The sequence below is a fragment of the Actinoplanes xinjiangensis genome (assembly GCF_003148685.1).
Taxonomy (GTDB): Bacteria; Actinomycetota; Actinomycetes; order Mycobacteriales; family Micromonosporaceae; genus Actinoplanes; species Actinoplanes xinjiangensis.
The window spans coordinates 16,249-34,243 of record NZ_QGGR01000011.1; the positions used below are offsets into that span (position 1 = coordinate 16,249).

Below are 17,995 nucleotides of genomic sequence, written 5' to 3' on the forward strand. Positions count from 1 at the left end.
GTGCGCCCGGACGCGCCGATGTGAGTTCATCCGCCCGGTCCTGGCCACCGAGATTGGACTCCGTGGACGGTGTCGGCGACCATCGGCCTGTGAACGCCGACCGGAGTCTTGTAGAACTGCAGATCAACGAGGTTCGGAACTCTCAGTGGACTGAAGCGACGGTGACCGTGCGAAACCTCGGCGGCCCGGTTTTTCGCGGAGCCAGATTCCACCGGGTCAACGACTCGGCAGAGCTGATCGACCTGGAGCTGACCCGAATCGTCTGGTACCAGAGAACGGTCGACGAGATCCCGGGCGGCCACACGGCCCTGATCACGCTCAGTGGCTCCGGCGCGCGCGTCCTTCGGTCGGGCACGCAGGCCGACGGCTGGCAGAGCATCGAGGGCCGCAACGGTTCCAGGCCTGGTGCGCCTGATCAGTGGCTGGGATGAGACCGGAACCGAAGGAAGCTCAGGTCAGGCTAGGCCTCGCGCTCCAAAGGTGGAACCGGCCGAGGATCTGGTGCCGTCTCAAGGACATGAAGGTCGCAAGTAGGTTGGCTTCGGTCCTGCTGCTCGCCACGCTCGCGTCGGCGTGCGGAGCCGGCCCCGAACCGTCTCCGGCTCAACCCGGCTCGAACACGGAGGTCGAACGCCGCGCCTCCCCGACGACGGGGGCCGGTGGCGATGCGGCCGTCTGGGTTCTCCAGGAGGGCTCGTCTCTCCAGAAGTCGTCCACCAGGTTCACGGCACTCGTCTCCCGTCTAGGTTGCAACGACGGCGTCACGGGCGAGGTCCTGGCACCGCAGATCCGGCCTGGTAAGTCCGAGATCATCGTGACTTTCACCGTCGTGCCGAAGGCGCCTGGACCCGCCAGTTGCCCCAGCAACAATCAAGTCGCCTACGAAGTCGATCTCCCCGAGGCGCTGGGGGACAGGGCGCTCATAGACGGAGAGTGCCTGCCGGGCAGGGAGGGGGCGACCACGTCTTTCTGTACCGCGGAAGCGACGCGATTCAAGCCACGATGAAAGTGTGGAGATCGACCCGCAGCTCGACGCACTGACACGCCGCCGATGGTCACCGAGGCCGGCGCACGTTCGGCCGAGCGTGCCTGCCTGTGCCCGCGCCGGAACATCTGGCGTTGCCGGTGTTCAATGGGTGCATGGAGTGGGCCGTACCGTTCGCCGTGATGTTGCCGTTGGTGCTGCTGGTTCTGGTGGTCGCCGGCGGCCGCCGCGGCACTGTCGATCGCCAGGCGCAGAAGCTGGCGGCAGTTGAACGCAAGCTGGACCTGATCATGGCACACCTGGGTATCCGCGAACCCGAGCCCGACGTTCCGGGGGCAGTCCTGCAGGAACTGCTCGCCGGCCGCAAGATCCAGGCGATCAAGGAATACCGGGATGCGACTGGTGTCGGCCTGAAGGAGGCCAAAGACGCCGTCGAGTTCCTCGCCAGGCAGCGTGGCCTCGGATGACAATCGCGGCAGCGCGAACGTCGCAGCCGTACATCCCGCCGGTTCCCACGCGTCAAGCGCGATCGGAGTCAGGACCGGATGCTGAGAGTGGTGCGAGTGATGAGCGGACGGTTCCACCGGGCCAGCAACTCGTTCGACAGGTCCGCGACCGCGAGCAGGCCCTGGTTCCTCGTTCGGACACCGGCGGCGAACAGGTTCTGCGGAACGGCGTCGGCGTCCAGAAGTACCCGCCAATCGTCCAGGTCGATTTCCAGGTATTCCAGACCGGTCAGCAACGCGACCTCACGCGGGTCGGCGAGACTGCCGGCACTGGCCGTCAGAGTCCGCAGCCGGGGTAATCCGACCAGGGGCGCGAGGCGGAACGGTCCAGCATTCGACGATCCTAGGCTGAGCACCTCCAGTTCGGAGTGAACGGGCAGATTCCCGTCCGTGGCGTGGACGAACACCGGGATCTGCTCATCGATGGAGCCGGGGTAGTCGTACTCACGCCCGCGCACCACCAGATCGGTGAGGGATTCCGCGATCGGTACGGCGCCGACGCTCTCCTCATGGCTGATCAGGATCACCTGTCCCCGGTAGCCGCGTGGGCCTGGGGTGAGGTCGATGGCGTACCAGTCGCCTCCACCGTTCCCGGCGAACACGATCCAGCCGGGTGAGCCGACCAGACCCTGCACCAGGTCGTCAGGTGAAGTGACAACGGCTTCCATGGCCGCGAACTCCCACCAGTGCGGCCGGGACACGGCGTCGGCGACGAAGACGCCGTCCAGCCCCAGCAACTCGAAGCCGAGCGCCTCGGACACACCCTCCAGGCGATCCTCCCGGCCGGCCCGGACCACGCGGTAGAGCGCCTTGAGCTCCTCGGGCAGGTCGACACCGAGCCGTGCACCGGCCGCGGCGATTTCCGCCTCGGTGGCACCCCGGACCGCCGGCAGCCGCTCTCGCAGGTGCCGTTCCAGCAACGCCGGATCGGCCGATGGAGACACCGCAGCCCCCGGTGTCGGCGATGGCTGGCGACGCCAAGGCTCCGCAACCGCGCCCTCGACCAGCAAGAGCGACCCCCCGTTGATGGCGAGACCGTCCACGGCAGGACCGTCCTCAATCAGATGCAGGTCAGACCCGTCCAGTACGAAAGAGACGTCCTCCCGACCGGCCTCAGCCAAGGCGCCACACACACGATCGACAGCCGCACGCTCGGTGTTCCAGTCGTGATGGGGCCCCGGGACGCTCCACCCATTCGAGCTGACATGGCCGCTCACCGGGCTGCCGGTGCCCTTGCGGGCCCGGATCAGCTGGATCAGCGGTTCCCACGTGGTCACGTCGTAGATCGAGGACATCGACCGATTATCCGGTACGGGTACAGACCCTCGACAGGGTGGCCGGCGTCCGGTCGTGGCCGATGAGAGGGTGCTGTCCGCGAGGGAACCGGCCGCTGCGACAATCGCGACGGTGGATACGATCGCGTTGCGAATGTCTGTTCACAACGGCAGTGAAGAGTTGCTCGAAGTGGTGTTGGAACCCTACGGCCGGGACTACTGGCTCCAACCTGGCGAGTCGTTGCTGGTTCACACCGCTCCTTGTGATGACCACGGAGCAGTCTGGCCAGGGACGGCCAAGGGTAACGAGCCCTTCGAGGTCGATTACCATCCCGGCCTCATCCGAGTGCACTTCAACGGTACCCACGGATGGGTCACCGACCTTGCCGACAACGAACTCGACTGCGGCCATCAGCGGCCATAGGGAAAAATGCGACGGGGCGACTCGCGAGTCGACTCCTCGTTAAGACGAATTGTCACCCATGGGATACTCCGTCAGTAAGGTGAACCGGTCTAAAAGGAGCGTCGCGAATATAGTGGAGCACTGGCGGATTCTATGGCATCACGATGATCCCGCCTGCCCGGTCGAGGTGTTTTCCGAGCTAGGCAACGATGGCTATGAGACGCGGAAGGTGCACATCTTCCGGGACGGCCGCCATGACTACGCAGATGAAACGCGTTGGACTAAAGATACCGAGCTGGGCGATCAACGAGTTGAAGAGGAAGACAAAGAGAGTACGCCGGAACTCGAAATGATGCGCGTCTCCAGCGAGCAATTCAACACTGCGTGGTGCCGTGCGCGCGAATGGAGTCAATAACCACAACGCGTGAAAGCTTGTGTGCTGCGGTCTCTTTGGGTGTGAACCCAACGGCACGGCTCGCATGAAGCTTGACTCATCGCGGCGATCCCCGGGACGACGTCCGAATCTGCCGCAAGTAGCTCGGGAGGCTCCATCGCGGCTGTCACGGACAGTAACCGATGTCGCAGCGGCGCTCGCAGGGCTGGCTACTCCGCAATGGCGATTCGGAGCCGGTCGAGTTCTGCTTCCGTGCCGATGGCCGTTCGATGCTCAGGGTTACTGGCGTACTCCTGGATGGCCCGGGCCAAGAAGGCGCCGTCAACGTTCCACGCTGTTATCTCGGGCCTTCGGCGGAGAAGGCCACGGCATTGAACCAATTCGGGATGGCGGTAGGTGAGCTTCACCTCTATCGGGTGAGAGGTCGTGGGTGGTTCCTCGGCATCCAGCGCTTCCCAGGGGACGAACAGCGATCCGGCGATTCTTCGATCATGTACTCCGTCCGGGCGTAGGTGTACTCCGGCGCCACGCCAGACAAGGCGGGCGACCAGCATGAGCGCGAGAACCCACAGCGTCGAAGTGAGGACGTCGAGCCACCACGGGTCGGTCTGCTGCGCAACGCGGTCGATGGTGGTGCTGAGCTTCTCGGTGACGAACGGTGCCACCGTCGTGAAGGCGAGGACCGGAACAGGTCCTGGGGGAGCCTCGAAGGCCCGCCTGTTCGCTGCCTGCACCAGGGCCGCCGGACGGTGTCGCATGCCGATCCACCACAGGAGGCCGGCGACCAGCGATAACGCCAAGGTGAAGGGAAACAAGGTCTTGCCGACCTCTCCGCCACGCGGAACGTCGACGGCGATGTAAACGGCGGCCAGCGCAAGTTCGGCGAGCACGATCCCCTTCTGCGCGCGTGCCAGCAGCGTGAACAGCGAGTTCAGCACGGTACGAGCCCTCCCGCGACGTCGCCACGGTAAGCCGCCGCCTCGGCATAGTTGATCAACACGGCGGAAGGGTAGCGGCTGGAGGGGGTGCGCAGAAGCCAGCCGCCAGCGGCCGGAGCAAGGGGCCTCATTGGATCGGAGCTGAAGGGATCCCGAATTCCCGGGGTTCGTCCAGCAGAATGACCGGTGTGGATGAGCAACGTGCGACGGCGTGGTCCGCTGACTCGGCCGCCCCCACCCCAGGCATCATGACCGGCCTGGGTGCCATAGGCCTGTCCGCGTCGCCCGGCGTACTCCTGCTCGCCTCGCTCTTCACGAGTTTCGCGTCGAGAATGTCCCGGGGCATGTTCCTGAGCCTTCTCTTCGTGGACGTCATTCTGGTGGCCGTACCCGCCGGCCTGGCGGTGTTGATGTGGTTCGGCCACCGCCGGAAACGGCGAGAAGTGATCAGGCTTCGGCTGAGTCATGCCGAGATTGCCGTGACCCGGGCGGACGGCACCACGGGCCGCTACCCCACCTCGGCGCTGACCGGAGTCCTGGCCGACCGCGAGCAGTGGACCGACGCCGTGTACATGACCACCACCGTGCTGGAGTTCCGTCGCCTGACGCTGACTTTCGGCGACGTGGCGGAGCAGACCCGGCCGGGCCGTGCCGAGGACGACAAATCCTTCGGCGCGATCCTCGCCGGACTGGGAGTGCCGATCGAGCGCGGCCTCTACATTGACTACGACACCACCGCCTGACGGTCACCGAGTCGTCGATCAGCCGACGTGGTGAGTCCACGACCACATCGCGGCGCGAACGAGACCACCGGCCAACACGGGCATGAGAAAGCCGAAGACGCCGGGTCCAGGCATGTGTACTGCCGGAGGAGGAGCGGCACCGGTCAGCCGATTGCCTCGACCGCCGGACCATGGGCGTCGGCTCGACGAACCCTGGAGCGGCGCAGCACCGCCGCCACGCCGTTGATGGCGGCGGCGTTGATCAAGGCTCCTATGGCAACGGACAGGACAAGCGGCAACCACCAAGGATCCTGCGTCGTCATGAGCACTGGCAGCGTCAGGATCACCCCCTCCATCGCATAAGTCCGGCGCTTCCATGAGGGTTCGCAGGCCGTCGGGATGACGGCTCGACCCGAGCGGTCGTTGACCGAATCCGGGTGACCGAGGCACTCATCCGCCGTACGGAGACCCAACCCGACCAGCCGGCGGGCCCTCAAGGCTGATTCGTCCCAGGGAAGGGGCAGTCGCCGTACCAGCTCACTTGATCGGTCCCGGCGGCAGCTGGGGCCCGGTTCCGGTGGTACCTGGACGGGGTTGTTGCACATGCCGTAGCGGCATGTGGTGAGGTCGGGGCACCACAGCACGAAAGGCCCTGTCTGCGATGTACCCCTCCTTCACGCCTCCCCGGCAGGTCAAGATCGGTGATGCCGCTGCGTTCGCCGGGATCACCCCACGCGCCATCCGCCACTACCACGAGATCGGTCTGCTGCCGGAGCCCGAGCGCGGCGGGGACGGCCGCCGCCGTTACGGCTATGACGACATGATCCGCCTGCTGTGGATCCGCAAGATGGCTGATGCCGGTATCAGCCTGGACGACATGCGGACCGCCTTCGGCGAAGCCCGGGGCGAAGCTGGAGACGAAACCCTGGACCAGGCCCCGGATATCGGGTCGGTCCTGAGCAGGCTGGAGGAGACCCTGGCGGCGCAGGAGGCCGCCATCAAACGCCGGCGCGCGGCTGTCCAGCGTCTGCAGGCGGTGGGTAGTCCGCTGGGGCTGCTCTCCGAATTGGTCACGGACCGGCTCAGTCACCTGCCCCCGGGCGCGTTGCGCCCCTCCGATCTGGACGCTCTGCTGGTCACAGAACGGATCTTCGGGCCGCTGGGCGCCGCCATCCAGGCGGGCACGTTCATCGTGCTGGCCACCCACCCCGACCTGCGGGCGGAGGAGGACCGTCTTGAGGCGGCCGAGGCCGCCCTCGACGACGGCGTCGAACTCGACGATCCGCGCGTCGAAGAGCTCGCCGTACAGCGATGCGCTCATCAGATGGCCCTGAATCGGGCCAGCGAGGCAGCTGGTCTCGACGCGGCCGAGGAGGAGATCTTCGAGGCCTACGACGCCGACCTGAAAGGGGAGGAGGGCACACTCATGAGCGCGGCCACAGCGATCACCAAGATGCCTTACGACTTCTCTCCTGCCCGGATGCGCTGCCTGGAACTCGCCGGACGGCTCTTCGGCGAGGCCCTTGCCGGCGCCCACTGCGCGGACAGCTGATCGCCTGTGCCCGGCACCGACTCGTACGTCGGGATTCCGGACTGGCCGCTGACAGCCGGCGCCGTTCCAGTGCTCGGCGTTTTGTCAGTCGCCTGGGTGTTCAGGGGCGGCGCTGTTGTTGAGCGTCGCCGCCTTCAGGATCAGCTGTGCTGTTGTACGGGTGCTCCACTCGAGGAGGCCGATCACCAACGCGATGCCGCCCCCGAGCACAAGGATCAAGAAGAGGATGTCGTCCTCCGGAACAAAGGCGGCTCCAGAGCCCAGCCACCATCCGGTCAGCATCAACGCCGCGCAGGCAGCGGGCTGTACCCAACCTGGCAACCTGTTCCACCAAGCGCGACGCAGGACAGCGCGTGACCATTGGCGAGTGACCTCGTCCACGGTCGGGTCCGGATGCCGCTGCCCCTGGTTTGCCCTACGAACAACTTCCCGTCGTGCTTCCAGCGGTAGCCGGCGGAACGCCTTCACCGCAGCCCGCCGTTCATCCCTGGTCAAGTCGTAGAGCGTGTCCGGCACCACGCCATGATGACAGCCTTGTCGCCGTCACATTCTCCCCGGCCAGGCAATGGCGGATCCACAAGGTCCACGCAGCGGTTCGATTCGTAGTGGCGACCGATGTTCGACCCACTGCGCCGTGGGGGGAGTGGTGACGAGGGATACGACGTACTACAGGGGATGGCTCCAGGACTGGTTCGGGCCGGGAATGCAGTCCCACACCTGCAGCCGTCGGCCGTTGGCCGCATCTCCGTGCGCGACGTCCAGGCAGCGACCGGAGAACGCGTTGCGGTAGCCGCCACCGACGCGCGTCCAGCGTTGTTGGGCCGCGCCGTTGCAGGCCCATACCTGCAGCTGGGCTCCGTTCCCGATGACCTCGGCCGGCTGGTCGAGACACATTCCGCCGATGCTCAGGGATCCGTCGGCGTTGTGGGTCCACTGCTGATTCGGTCCGTTCCAGCAGTCCCAGACCCGAACGGCGGCGGCGTTGCCGGCCGCGGGGTCCATGTCCACGCATTTGCCACCGCCGTTCCAGCGGATCTCACCGGATCCTCCGGCCGCGGGGCTCCAGGCTTTGTCGAGACGGTGGAAGGTCAGTGACACCAACCTGACGCTGCCGCCGGCCGCGTAGGCGGCGATGCCCAGACTGTCGGCCGCCGAGTTGAAGTCGGTGTTCTCGGTGTACGACAGCCGTCCGTCGTTGCCGAAGGCCTCGACCTGTCCGCGGTCGACCAGCACCCGCATCTTGATCCTGTTGCCGACGGGGGCGAGTGGCTTCCATTCCATCTGTTGCGCAACGCGGTGGTAGGCGATGGTCCGGTCGCTCGATCCGTCCGGGCGCTGGTGCAGCCGGAATCCGAACTCGGTGGCCGCGGCGCCGGTGAGGTCCCATTCCGAGATCAGTTCGTAGGTGTCCGCGGTGATGCCGTTCAACGGATCGGTGCTGTCGTTCGTCGTGATCGTCCGTGACCCCCAGGTCTGGGCGGGCCGGCGGATCGTGGCGATCTCGTCGACGGGAAGTCGGGTCACCCGGAGGCCTTCCGGGAAGGTGCGCAGCGACAGTTGTGCCGGGAACGACGCGTTACCGGTCCAGGTGGAGCCCCGGTTGCCGGGCTGCCAGAACATCTGAACCACCCGGTTCGTCGGAAGGTTCGTGAAGGTGAGCCCGGCATAGAAGGAGCCGTCGAATCCACCGCGTCCCTCGTCCATCCGCTGCGGCGTCGCGAATCCCGGGTCGGCAACGAATACGCCGTTGCCGTCGAGCGTGCCGACCACGTACTCGCCCTGAGCGTCGGTGAGAACCCATTTCTGGTTGCCGGCGTCGCCGTCGACCGGCAGGGGGAAGAGGTCCGGGCACTCGAACAGCCAGCCGGCACGGTATTCGCCGCGATATGTCCACGACAGCAGGTTGGTCGAGCTGTAGAACTTGCCGGTGTTGCCGCCGTCGTCGGCCCAGAAGACCATGCCCCAGCGGTTGCGGGCGGCATCCCAGAACACCTTGGGGTCGCGGCTCTCGTACGACGTCGAGATGACCTTCGCTCCGCTGTCGTACATCTGGAAGCGGTTGCCGCCGTCGGTGCTGTAGGCGATGGAGACGCCGTTGGTGTTGGTGTACAACAGGATGGGGTCGTGGTCGCCGCTTTTCAGGCCGGTCACGTTGCGGGTGTCGACCCAGCCGCCGCCGGAGAAGAGGGTGGCGTTGTGGACGCCCGGTTCGAGGGCGATCGGCTTCTGGGTCCAGTGCACCAGATCGGGGCTCGTGGCATGCCCCCAGTGCATGGTGTCCCAGTTCAGGCCGTGCGGGTTGTGCTGGTAGAACAGGTGGTAGGTGCCGCGGTAGTACAGCGGCGCGTTCACGTCGTTCATCCAGCCGCCTTGCGAGCTGAAGTGGAACTGGCCGCGTCGCGGTTCGTTGTAGTCGGTGGGGGCGTACGGGTACTCCGGATAGTCGCCGGGCAGCCCGGCCTGTGCCCGGGTGGCCGGGCTCGCGGCAACGCCGGCGAGCGCCGTGAGGGTGCAGAGGAGCGCGGAGATGAGGCGCCGCGCGATCCGGGGAGATTTGCGCATCGGGCTACACACCTTTGTTGAGCGAAGGGGACGGCACTTGCTCGTGGCGTTCAGGGCGGCCGGGCAGGGTGACATGTGGAGGCCGTCAACCTGCGCAGTCGAGGGGACGGCGCCCAGCTTCGCCGGGGCGAGACAACGTTATCTCGAAGTACACCGTCATCGTGCCGCAGAGTCAATGAGGAGTTTCCGCCGTGTTAACGCGGCGCAGGCGTGCGGGCGGTCACGATGGAGTCGTTCTCACGGGCACCCTCGAAGGCAACGTTGTCAGAGGGGCCGGTCCGACCGGCCGTGCAGCAGCTGCGGGCTCGGCGGTAGTTCACCGGAACCGCGGCGGATGAGGTCGGTGGGGATCCAGAACGTTCCGGGCTCGCCGGTGTGGCCGTCGAGGCGGCGGAACAGCGCCGCGGCGGCGGTACGGCCCATCAGCGCCGGATTCTGGGCGACCACGGTGACGGCGGGCTCGAGCAGGTCGGCGAGCGGGAAGTCGTCGAAGCCGATGAGCGCGACGGCGCGGTGCAGCCCGAGCCGGCGCAGGGCCCGTACGGCTCCGATGGTGACCAGGTTCTGGCTGCTGAACAGGGCGGTGGGCGGCGCGGGCCGGTGGAACAGGCTCATCACGGCGGTTTCGGCGAGGGCTGTCGTGTGCAGTCCGTGGGCGACGAGCGCCGGGTCGGCCTGGAGACCCGCCTCGGTCAAGGCGGCGACGTAGCCCTCGTAGCGGTGCTGTGCAGTCGATATGTGGTAGTGGTCGCCGAGGTAGGCGATGCTCCGGTGACCGTGGGCGAGCAGGTGCCGGGTGGCCTCGGCCGCTCCGGTGACGTTGGTGGCCAGCACGGTGTCGGCGGCGAAACCCTGCCCGGGCCGGTCGACGAAGACCACGGGCGTCCCCGGGGGGAGCTCGGCGGTCAGGTAGCTGTGGTCGCTGCTGACCGGCGCGATGATCACCCCGTCGGCGCGGCGCATGGTGAAGGTCCGGATGAGTTCGCGTTCCCGCTCCGGGTCTTCGTCGACGCTGCCGGTCAGGACCTGCAGTCTCCGGGCCCGCGCCTCGTCCTCGATGACCCGGTGCAGGGCCGAGGAGAACGGGTTGCTCACGTCCTCCAGCAGCAGGGCGATCATGTCGGTGCGGCGATCGCTGCGCCGTAGCGTGCTGGCGCCGATGTCGTGGCGGTAGTTGAGCGCCGCGATGGCGGACTGCACCTGAGCCGCGAGCTCGGGGTTGACGGTCTGTTCACCGTTGACGACCCGCGAGACGGTTTTGAGGCTGACTCCCGCGGTACGTGCGACGTCGTTCATGGTCGGCCGGGTTCTGCCTGGTCGTTCACCGTTGGGAGCCGACTCGCGGGGGGCTTGCACGTTGTTCCTCCTTGACGGCCACGGCCGATGACGAAGCCTAACCAAGTCTCCAAAAATGACAACGTTGCCCCGGCGTGATTCGGACTCGTGCGCGGGGGAAGGCAGGCGAACCCGCCCCTCGAAGCGGCTCGAGCTGGACTTCGGTGGCACGTACGCGCGTTAGTCAATCGAACCGACGTGTGGTGTTGACAACGTTGGAACTCATGACGTGTACTCCCAGACAACGTTGTCTCGGCTCTTGAACCGGGCCGGACGACACCCTCCCCGTCTCCCCTCTCCGAACCAGGAGCTGTCATGACTCATGCCCACACCAGCGGACGCAAGCGCACCGTCGCCGCTGCCGCCGCGGTCGCCCTCGCACTGACCACCGCGGCATGCGGCGAACCGCAGAGCGCGGGAGCCGGTGGGAAACCGGTCATCGGGCTGATCACCAAGACCGACACCAACCCGTTCTTCGTGAAGATGAAGCAGGGCGCCCAGGAAGCCGCCGGTCAGCAGACCGTCGACCTGCAGTCCTTCGCCGGCAAGCAGGACGGCGACAACGAGGCCCAGGTCCAGGCGATCGAGAACCTGATCTCCGCGGGCGCCAAGGGCTTCCTGATCACCCCCAACGACTCGAAGGCGATCGTCCCCTCGATCGACAAGGCCCGGCAGGCCGGCATGCTGGTGATCGCCCTGGACACGCCCACGGATCCGGCCTCCGCCGTCGACGCGACGTACGCGACGGACAACTACCAGGCCGGCCTGCTCATCGGCCGATGGGCCAAGGCGAAGTTCGCCAAGGAGGGCAAGCAGGCCAGGATCGCGCTCCTGGACCTCAACGCCAATCAGATCTCCGTCGACGTGCAACGCGACCAGGGATTCCTGGAGGGCTTCGGTGTCGACGTGAAGGACAAGACGAAGATCGGCGACGAGGACGACCCGCGCATCGTCGGCCACGATGTCACCGACGGCGCCGAAGAGGGCGGGCGCACCGCGATGGAGACCCTTCTCCAGAAGGATCCGTCCATCAACCTCGTCTACACCATCAACGAGCCCGCCGCCGCCGGCGCCTATCAGGCACTCAAAGCCGCGGGCCGGGACAAGGACGTGACCATCGTGTCCGTCGACGGCGGATGCCCGGGTGTGGACAACGTCGGAGCCGGCGTCATCGGCGCCACCTCCATGCAGTTCCCGCTCAAGATGGCGTCGATGGGCGTGGAAGCCATCACCAAGTTCGCCGCGGACGGTACGAAACCGGCGGCGACCGCCGGCAAGGACTTCGTCGACACCGGGGTCCAGCTCATCACCGACCAGCCGCAGAGCGGTGTCGACGCCAAGGACTCCGCCTGGGGCAAGCAGAACTGCTGGGGCTGATCCGCCGACCCGCTCCCGGATCGTCTTCCGTCCCCACAAGGCATGAGGAGTGCCGAGGATGACCACCTCGTCCACCGATAGCGCATCCACGTCCGTACCCGCGGCGAGCAGCACAACGCCCGGGCCGGCGTCCCTCCCCGACTTCGACGATCACCGCACGGCCTCGCCGCGGATACGCATCCAGCAGCTGCTGCACGCCAACCCGACACTGGGCCCACTGGCCGTACTCGTCCTGGCGATCGTCGCCTTCACCTTCTCGAACCCGCGTTTCTTCTCCGCCCCGAACCTGTCGCTGGTCCTGGCCCAGGTCACCGTGATCGCCGTCCTGGCACTCGGGCAGACCCTGATCATCCTCACCGCTGGCATCGACCTGTCGGTCGGCGCCATCGCGGTCTTCTCCTCCATCCTCATGGCGTCTCTGGCGGTCAAGGCAGGGCTGCCCGGCCCGGCCGCCCTGGCAACCGGCCTCATCCTGGGTACGGCGATGGGCGCACTCAACGGCTTCCTGGTCACCCGGATCAAACTTCCACCGTTCATCGTCACCCTGGGCACGCTGACCATCTTCTTCTCGCTCAACTCCGTGGTCAGCAACAGCGAGACCATCCGCGGCGCCGACATGCCCGCCCTGCTGACCTGGACCGGCACGGCCATTCCGATCGGGACGTTCCGCCTCACGTACGGCTCGATCATCATGCTGCTGCTGTTCGCTCTCGTACTGTTCGCGCTGCGCAACACCGCCTGGGGCCGGCACGTGTACGCCACCGGCGACGACGCCGAAGCCGCCCGGCTCGCCGGCATCCGCACCGGCCGCGTCCTGCTGTCGGTGTACACCGCAGCCGGCGCCCTGTACGCGATCGGCGCCTGGATCCTGATCGGGCGACTGGCCTCCGCCAGCCCGAACGTCGGCACCGACTACAACCTCGACTCCATCACGGCGGTCGTACTCGGCGGCGCCAGCCTGTTCGGCGGCCGCGGGGGAGTACTCGGCACCCTGATCGGCGCGCTCATCGTCGGCGTGTTCCGCAACGGCCTGCAACTGGCCGGCGTCGAGGTGGTCTGGCAGGGCTTCGCCATCGGTCTGCTCGTGCTGGTGGCGGTATCCCTCGACCAGTGGATCAGAAAGGTCAGGACGTGACCGGGACTCCCGCCACCGAGCCGGCCGTCACGACAGCAGAACCAGGAGGAACACGATGACCGCCGCCGACACCGCCGAGGCGCACCAGTCACCCGGTCCCACCACCGTCCCCGTTCTCCAGGCCAAGGGCCTGACCAAGAGGTACGGCCGGGTCGTCGCTCTCGGAGGCAGCGACCTCGAGTTGTACCCCGGAGAGATCCTCGCCGTCATCGGTGACAACGGCGCCGGCAAATCCAGCCTGATCAAGGCCCTCTCCGGCGCACTGGTCCCGGACGAGGGCGAAATCCACCTCGACGGACAGCGCGTGCACTTCCGCAACCCGATGGACGCCCGCAAGGCCGGCATCGAAACGGTCTACCAGACTCTCGCCGTCGCCCCCGGACTGGACATCGCCGACAACCTGTTCCTCGGCCGCGAACGACGTCGCCCCGGACCGCTCGGCTCGATCCTGCGGATGCTCGACCACAAGCACATGCGTTCCGAGGCCCGGCGGCACATGAACGAACTCGGCGTGGCCACCCTCCAGAACATCGGCCAGCCGGTCGAGTCGTTGTCCGGCGGTCAGCGCCAGGCCGTCGCGGTGGCCCGTGCCGCCGCCTTCGGCAGCAGAGTGGTCATCCTCGACGAACCCACGGCCGCGCTGGGCGTCAAAGAAGGCAACCGCGTGCTCCAGCTGATCCGCGACGTGCGCGACCGTGGTCTGCCCGTCATCCTGATCAGCCACAACATGCCGCACGTCTTCGAGGTGGCCGACCGGATCCACATCCAGCGGCTCGGCCGTCGCGCCACCGTGATCACCCCGCGGTCCCACTCGATGTCCGAAGCCGTCGCCATCATGACCGGCGCCACCGAACCACCACCGCCGGTCGCATGAGCGGCCCCGTCGGATACGCCGCCATCCTGGGCGAGGCACTGGTCGACCTGCTCGACAGCACCGTCGAAGGCGAACACGTCTATCGCCCGGCGATCGGCGGCGGCCCGCTCAACGTGGCCGTCGGCGTGACCCGCCTCGGCGGTGCCGCACAGTTCGTCGGCAGTCTCAGCGATGACGTGTGGGGCGACCGGATCAGCGCGTTCCTCACCGGCGCCGGCGTCGGAACCCAGGGGGTACGCAGGGTGCCGGCGCCGAGCAGCCTGGCGGTCACCACCCACACCGGAGCGGAGCCGGAGTTCCGGTTCTACGGCACACCCCCGTCGTACGCCCTTCTGCACCCCGGCGACCTGGACCTGCCACTGCTGCACGGCGCCGCCGTCCTCTACGCCGGCTCGATCAGCCTGCTCAGCGAACCCTTCCTCGACACCGCCAGGAAGGCCTGGGCGGTACCCGGCCCGCTGAAGGTCTTCGACCCGAACGTACGCCCGGCACTGGTGCCCGACCGCCCGGCCCTCGCCGCGCTCCGTGACCTCGTCGAGCAGTTCGCGGCCACCGCGGACCTGGTGAAGCTGAGCGAGGCCGACGGGCGGCTGCTGTACGACGGCGCCCCCGTCAGCGAGACCGCCGATCGGCTCCGCGCCGCCGGTGCCGCTGTGGTGGTCGTGACCCGTGGACCGCACGGCGCCGTGGTCGTCACCGACGCCGGCACTGTCGCCGTTCCCGCGCCGGTGGTGACGGCCGTCGACGCCACCGGCGCCGGCGACTCGGTCATGGCCGCCCTCATCGCGCACCTCCTCGCCGACGGGCCCGGCACCGGCCCGGCCCGTTGGGCGGACGCCGTCACCTTCGCCCTCACGGTCGCCGCACTGGTCTGCGAGCGACCGGGCGGCGCCGCAGCGATGCCCACCCGCGACGAAGTCGCCGCCCGCTGGGGCGCGGTGGTTTCAGGGCCGCCCGTGGTGCTGCAGTGACCGGATGAGCCAGTCGAAGACCGGTGCGATCGAGGGTGGGGCCGGCCATCCGTTGATGGTGGAGATGAGATGCCAGTACTGCTCGACCCGCGGGTCGTTGGCGACCTCCATCCGGGTCAGCAGGTCGGTACGGTACTCGGCGCTGTCGGTCTTCCCGAACGTGCCGGCGTAGCGGGCGACGAGTTCAGCGACGATCTCGGCGGCCGCTGCCGACGGTGGCTGGATCCCGGCCGTGACGGCTGCCGTCACCCGCTCGATGACGTGGTCGGTCAGCTCACGGTGCAGGCCGGTCCGGTCGCCATCGGCGCGTTCGGCGGCCTGGTGCTCGGCCATCCGGCGGATTCCGGCGCGGAAGTCGGTGTCCTGGACGAGCCGAGCGAGTTCGATCCACGCTTCGACCTGCTCGGCGGTGGGTTCGTCGGGCAGGTTCGGCATGGTGGAGCGCAGCAGGTCGACCAGCGCGGGGTTGGCGTCGACTGCACCGAAGGTGCTCTCGATGAAGTCGTGGACGAGCCGGTGCCGTTCGGCTTCGGACAGTTGCACGATGCGGTGCATCAGTTCGGTCTCCTTCGTACTGGAGTCCCGCTTCGCCACCAGGCGCAGAACCGCCCGGCGTACCTGCAGCACCTGAATCTGCACGTCGAGCGCAGAGGCATGGACGGCGGCCGCCTGCGACAGGGTGATGTCCTCGGCGAGGACCCGGCGGATGGTGGCCAGGTCGAGGTCCAGCTCAGTGGCTTGTCACTCGCGGCACTCCGGCAGGCCCCGAACGGGATCGGTGCCGGTGTCATGATCCGGATGCTCGTATGGTGGATCGATGGAGCATGTCGACGCCGGAGCATTGTCCGTCGCCTGTCTGCGCGACGGTCCGCGAGACGGTTGGCCGGTCATCCTGTCGCACGGATTCCCGTACGACGTCCACGCCTACGACGACGTGGTGCCCGCGCTGACCGCCCGTGGCGCCCACGTGATCCGTCCCTACCTGCGAGGCTTCGGGGCGACCCGTTTCCGGTCCGCCGACACCGTGCGCAGCGGGCAGCAGGCCGCGCTCGGCTCGGACCTGATCGCGCTGGTCGAGGCGTTGCACCTGGACGGCGTCATCCTGGCCGGGTACGACTGGGGTGGCCTGGCGTCCTGCGTCGCGGCGGCCCTGTGGCCGCGGCGGGTGGCCGGGCTGGTCTCGTTGGCCGGCTACGACATCATCGACATCGAACGGCAACGGCACACGTTCGACCCGGCCATCGAGTACGCGGTCTGGTATCAGCACCTGTTCCAGACCGAACGCGGTCGCGAGACTCTGACGGAACACCGCCGCGATCTGTGCCGGATGCTGTGGCGCCAGTGGTCGCCCCGATGGGATTTCGACGAGGACACCTTCACGCGTACGGCCGCATCCTTCGACAACCCGGACTTCGTCGACGTCGCCGTCCACGCCTACCGCCACGCGCTCGGACAGGCTCCCGGGGATCAGGCTCTCGACGACCTCGAACGCCGTCTCGCGGCCCGGCCGGAGATCGTCGTGCCCGCGGTGACGTTGGACGGTGCCACCGACACGCTCAAACCGGGCGGGACCGCCGACCACGCCCGCATGTTCCGCGCCCGTCACGAGCACCGGACGATCGACGCCGGCCACAACCTTCCCCAGGAAGCACCCGCGGCGTTCGCGGACGCGGTGCTGACCGTGCGGGACTGGCTGCAATGATCTCGGCAGGGCGGATCGGAGCGGTCCCGAATTGCGGGCGCACGGCATGGGACCATGATCCGAGTCGCCCAGGGCTGGAGGATGTGTGCCGTATTCGCCTGATCTCGCCGCGATCCTGAAGGAGGGAGCGCGGTTCGAGGCCGACGGTATCGCCTACGTCATCGAGCGCCTGCCGGTCGGCACGGTCGTCGCCCCGACCGGGGAGATCACCGCGTGCGACCCGCTGACCTGCGCGAACGGGGCCGAGGCGTTCACCGCCACGATCGCCCCGGGCAGGTACCCGTTGACCGCCTGGGTGGCCGTGGTCAGCCAGGACGGCGGCACGCCTGACCAGCGTACCGCCGCGTTGGAATTGACCGTCAGCGATCAGGCAGCGGTGCGCTGGGAGATGGCCCTCAACGAGGGCCAGGACGTCGGCGTCCTCGACGCCGACGGCTATTTCGGCTATCCGGTCGACGCCGGTGTCGGCACCCTCGCTGACCTGTCCGCCGTCGCCGCCCTGGCCGAATGGGATTACGACCAGCTGGAGGACGTCTACATCCCGGCGCAGATCCCGCCGGGCCCGGCGCCGATCGACGGCCTCGTCGACGAGGCCACCGGCGCGAACGTCATCACCGTCGCCTCCGGCTGGGGCGACGGCGTCTATCCGACGTTCGTCGGCTTCGCCGCCGACGGCACGGTCTGCGGTTTCGTCACCGATTTCCTCGTGGTCCCGGGCCTTTAGGGGTACGGACCACTGCCGCTCGTGCCGGGCCGGCCCGGCACGAGCGGCGCCGAGGGTCAGCCGACGGCGGTCGCCTCCAGTTCGATCATCTGTCCGGGGACCGCCAGCCGGTTCACACCCAGCATCGTCGTCGCCGGCGCCACCCCGGCGGCACCCAGTCGGGCGGCCAGCACGCCGTAGTGCGGAAACAGCGCGTCGACATCGGTGGTGTAGACGTTGAGGCGTACCACGTTCGCCAGGGACATGCCGGCCTCGCCGAGTACGGCCTCCACGTTGGCGAGACTCAGCGCCAGCTGTGCGGCCATGTCGCCGTCGTGCTGCGGCTTGCCGTCGGCGTCCATGGCGGTCTGGCCCGAGCAGTACAGGGTCCGGGTGTGCCCGGAGACCACCTCACCCTGGTGGAATCCCAGTTCCACCGACCACGGCCACGGGTTGATCGCCTCTCGTTGCACTGACACGTGCGCTCCGTTCGTTGGTTGACCTCGTGTGGCACCGAGCCTGGCGACAAATCACGACATCCTCTGTCGGGTATTCCGATACC

20 protein-coding genes are annotated in these 17,995 nt (G+C 67.7%); 12 read left to right on the plus strand and 8 right to left on the minus strand.

The window, feature by feature from the left end:
• Window positions 1-89: 89 nt before the first annotated feature.
• Both BC793_RS24060 and BC793_RS24070 read left to right on the plus strand, forming a co-directional pair.
• Complete coding sequence (locus BC793_RS24060) at window positions 90-431, plus strand: hypothetical protein (protein ID WP_146246407.1); 342 nt, start codon at window positions 90-92, stop codon at window positions 429-431.
• A 709-nt stretch (window positions 432-1,140) separates the two neighbouring features.
• Window positions 1,141-1,452 (plus strand): ribosomal protein L7/L12, encoded by a 312-nt coding sequence (locus BC793_RS24070; RefSeq protein WP_239170342.1) that lies wholly within the window; start codon window positions 1,141-1,143, stop codon window positions 1,450-1,452.
• Between the two features lie 68 nt (window positions 1,453-1,520).
• Here BC793_RS24070 and BC793_RS24075 read toward each other — a convergent pair whose 3' ends face one another.
• Entirely contained in the window at window positions 1,521-2,435 is a 915-nt protein-coding gene (locus BC793_RS24075) for an SMI1/KNR4 family protein (RefSeq protein ID WP_203896380.1), read from the minus strand.
• Between the two features lie 463 nt (window positions 2,436-2,898).
• On the opposite strand from BC793_RS24075, the gene BC793_RS24080 reads away from it, so the two are divergent.
• Window positions 2,899-3,189, plus strand: a complete 291-nt coding sequence (locus tag BC793_RS24080; RefSeq protein WP_146246408.1) for a hypothetical protein — start codon at window positions 2,899-2,901, stop codon at window positions 3,187-3,189.
• A gap of 112 nt (window positions 3,190-3,301) precedes the next feature.
• A complete protein-coding gene (locus BC793_RS24085; protein ID WP_109595895.1) occupies window positions 3,302-3,583 on the plus strand; it encodes a DUF6881 domain-containing protein in 282 nt (93 codons plus the stop codon).
• 188 nt (window positions 3,584-3,771) lie between these two features.
• On the opposite strand, the gene BC793_RS24090 is transcribed toward BC793_RS24085, so the two are convergent.
• Entirely contained in the window at window positions 3,772-4,500 is a 729-nt protein-coding gene (locus BC793_RS24090) for a hypothetical protein (RefSeq protein WP_109595897.1), read from the minus strand.
• 188 nt (window positions 4,501-4,688) lie between these two features.
• Here BC793_RS24090 and BC793_RS24095 point away from each other — a divergent pair, with 188 nt between their 5' ends.
• The gene (locus BC793_RS24095; RefSeq protein ID WP_146246409.1) at window positions 4,689-5,243 is read left to right on the plus strand and encodes a hypothetical protein; all 555 of its coding nucleotides are present in this window, start codon (window positions 4,689-4,691) and stop codon (window positions 5,241-5,243) included.
• A gap of 143 nt (window positions 5,244-5,386) precedes the next feature.
• Here BC793_RS24095 and BC793_RS24100 read toward each other — a convergent pair whose 3' ends face one another.
• A complete protein-coding gene (locus BC793_RS24100) occupies window positions 5,387-5,569 on the minus strand; it encodes a hypothetical protein (protein WP_146246410.1) in 183 nt (60 codons plus the stop codon).
• Window positions 5,570-5,883: 314 nt separating this feature from the next.
• On the opposite strand from BC793_RS24100, the gene BC793_RS24105 reads away from it, so the two are divergent.
• The gene (locus BC793_RS24105) at window positions 5,884-6,774 is read left to right on the plus strand and encodes a MerR family transcriptional regulator (RefSeq protein ID WP_109595902.1); all 891 of its coding nucleotides are present in this window, start codon (window positions 5,884-5,886) and stop codon (window positions 6,772-6,774) included.
• An 84-nt stretch (window positions 6,775-6,858) separates the two neighbouring features.
• Here BC793_RS24105 and BC793_RS48965 read toward each other — a convergent pair whose 3' ends face one another.
• The 3 genes from BC793_RS48965 to BC793_RS24120 form a co-directional block, all read right to left on the minus strand.
• Entirely contained in the window at window positions 6,859-7,290 is a 432-nt protein-coding gene (locus BC793_RS48965) for a hypothetical protein (RefSeq protein WP_146246411.1), read from the minus strand.
• 150 nt (window positions 7,291-7,440) lie between these two features.
• Window positions 7,441-9,336: a ricin-type beta-trefoil lectin domain protein gene (locus BC793_RS24115; protein ID WP_109595906.1), complete on the minus strand. Its 1,896-nt coding sequence runs from the start codon at window positions 9,334-9,336 to the stop codon at window positions 7,441-7,443.
• A 264-nt stretch (window positions 9,337-9,600) separates the two neighbouring features.
• The gene (locus BC793_RS24120) at window positions 9,601-10,632 is read right to left on the minus strand and encodes a LacI family DNA-binding transcriptional regulator (protein ID WP_109595908.1); all 1,032 of its coding nucleotides are present in this window, start codon (window positions 10,630-10,632) and stop codon (window positions 9,601-9,603) included.
• 354 nt (window positions 10,633-10,986) lie between these two features.
• Here BC793_RS24120 and BC793_RS24125 point away from each other — a divergent pair, with 354 nt between their 5' ends.
• The 4 genes from BC793_RS24125 to BC793_RS24140 are packed head-to-tail and all read left to right on the plus strand — an operon-like array spanning window position 10,987 to window position 15,028.
• On the plus strand, window positions 10,987-12,048 hold the full coding sequence (locus BC793_RS24125) for a sugar ABC transporter substrate-binding protein (RefSeq protein WP_109595910.1): 1,062 nt from the start codon (window positions 10,987-10,989) through the stop codon (window positions 12,046-12,048).
• A gap of 58 nt (window positions 12,049-12,106) precedes the next feature.
• A complete protein-coding gene (locus BC793_RS24130) occupies window positions 12,107-13,183 on the plus strand; it encodes an ABC transporter permease (RefSeq protein ID WP_109595912.1) in 1,077 nt (358 codons plus the stop codon).
• A 55-nt stretch (window positions 13,184-13,238) separates the two neighbouring features.
• Complete coding sequence (locus tag BC793_RS24135; protein ID WP_109595913.1) at window positions 13,239-14,057, plus strand: ATP-binding cassette domain-containing protein; 819 nt, start codon at window positions 13,239-13,241, stop codon at window positions 14,055-14,057.
• Entirely contained in the window at window positions 14,054-15,028 is a 975-nt protein-coding gene (locus BC793_RS24140) for a carbohydrate kinase family protein (protein ID WP_109595915.1), read from the plus strand. The genes BC793_RS24135 and BC793_RS24140 overlap by 4 nt, the downstream gene beginning before the upstream one ends.
• On the opposite strand, the gene BC793_RS24145 is transcribed toward BC793_RS24140, so the two are convergent.
• Complete coding sequence (locus tag BC793_RS24145) at window positions 15,002-15,667, minus strand: hypothetical protein (protein ID WP_109595917.1); 666 nt, start codon at window positions 15,665-15,667, stop codon at window positions 15,002-15,004. The two genes, BC793_RS24140 and BC793_RS24145, sit on opposite strands and share 27 nt — an antisense overlap.
• A 178-nt stretch (window positions 15,668-15,845) precedes the next feature.
• Here BC793_RS24145 and BC793_RS24150 point away from each other — a divergent pair, with 178 nt between their 5' ends.
• A complete protein-coding gene (locus tag BC793_RS24150) occupies window positions 15,846-16,730 on the plus strand; it encodes an alpha/beta fold hydrolase (protein ID WP_109595919.1) in 885 nt (294 codons plus the stop codon).
• An 85-nt stretch (window positions 16,731-16,815) separates the two neighbouring features.
• Window positions 16,816-17,454: a DUF4241 domain-containing protein gene (locus BC793_RS24155; RefSeq protein ID WP_109595921.1), complete on the plus strand. Its 639-nt coding sequence runs from the start codon at window positions 16,816-16,818 to the stop codon at window positions 17,452-17,454.
• A 56-nt stretch (window positions 17,455-17,510) separates the two neighbouring features.
• Here the strand turns inward: BC793_RS24155 and BC793_RS24160 are convergent, their stop codons facing one another.
• Window positions 17,511-17,912, minus strand: a complete 402-nt coding sequence (locus BC793_RS24160) for a RidA family protein (protein ID WP_239170341.1) — start codon at window positions 17,910-17,912, stop codon at window positions 17,511-17,513.
• Window positions 17,913-17,995 lie beyond the last annotated feature (83 nt).

Excerpts from the sequence above, each read along its gene's own strand:
- BC793_RS24135 (WP_109595913.1), top strand. The coding sequence starts at position 13,239 with ATGACCGCCGCCGACACCGCCGAGGCGCACCAGTCACCCGGTCCCACC.
- BC793_RS24070 (WP_239170342.1), top strand. The coding sequence starts at position 1,141 with ATGGAGTGGGCCGTACCGTTCGCCGTGATGTTGCCGTTGGTGCTGCTG.
- BC793_RS24105 (WP_109595902.1), top strand. The coding sequence starts at position 5,884 with ATGTACCCCTCCTTCACGCCTCCCCGGCAGGTCAAGATCGGTGATGCC.
- BC793_RS24150 (WP_109595919.1), top strand. The coding sequence starts at position 15,846 with ATGGAGCATGTCGACGCCGGAGCATTGTCCGTCGCCTGTCTGCGCGAC.
- BC793_RS24115 (WP_109595906.1), bottom strand. The coding sequence starts at position 9,336 with ATGCGCAAATCTCCCCGGATCGCGCGGCGCCTCATCTCCGCGCTCCTC.
- BC793_RS24130 (WP_109595912.1), top strand. The coding sequence starts at position 12,107 with ATGACCACCTCGTCCACCGATAGCGCATCCACGTCCGTACCCGCGGCG.
- BC793_RS24140 (WP_109595915.1), top strand. The coding sequence starts at position 14,054 with ATGAGCGGCCCCGTCGGATACGCCGCCATCCTGGGCGAGGCACTGGTC.
- BC793_RS24125 (WP_109595910.1), top strand. The coding sequence starts at position 10,987 with ATGACTCATGCCCACACCAGCGGACGCAAGCGCACCGTCGCCGCTGCC.
- BC793_RS24120 (WP_109595908.1), bottom strand. The coding sequence starts at position 10,632 with ATGAACGACGTCGCACGTACCGCGGGAGTCAGCCTCAAAACCGTCTCG.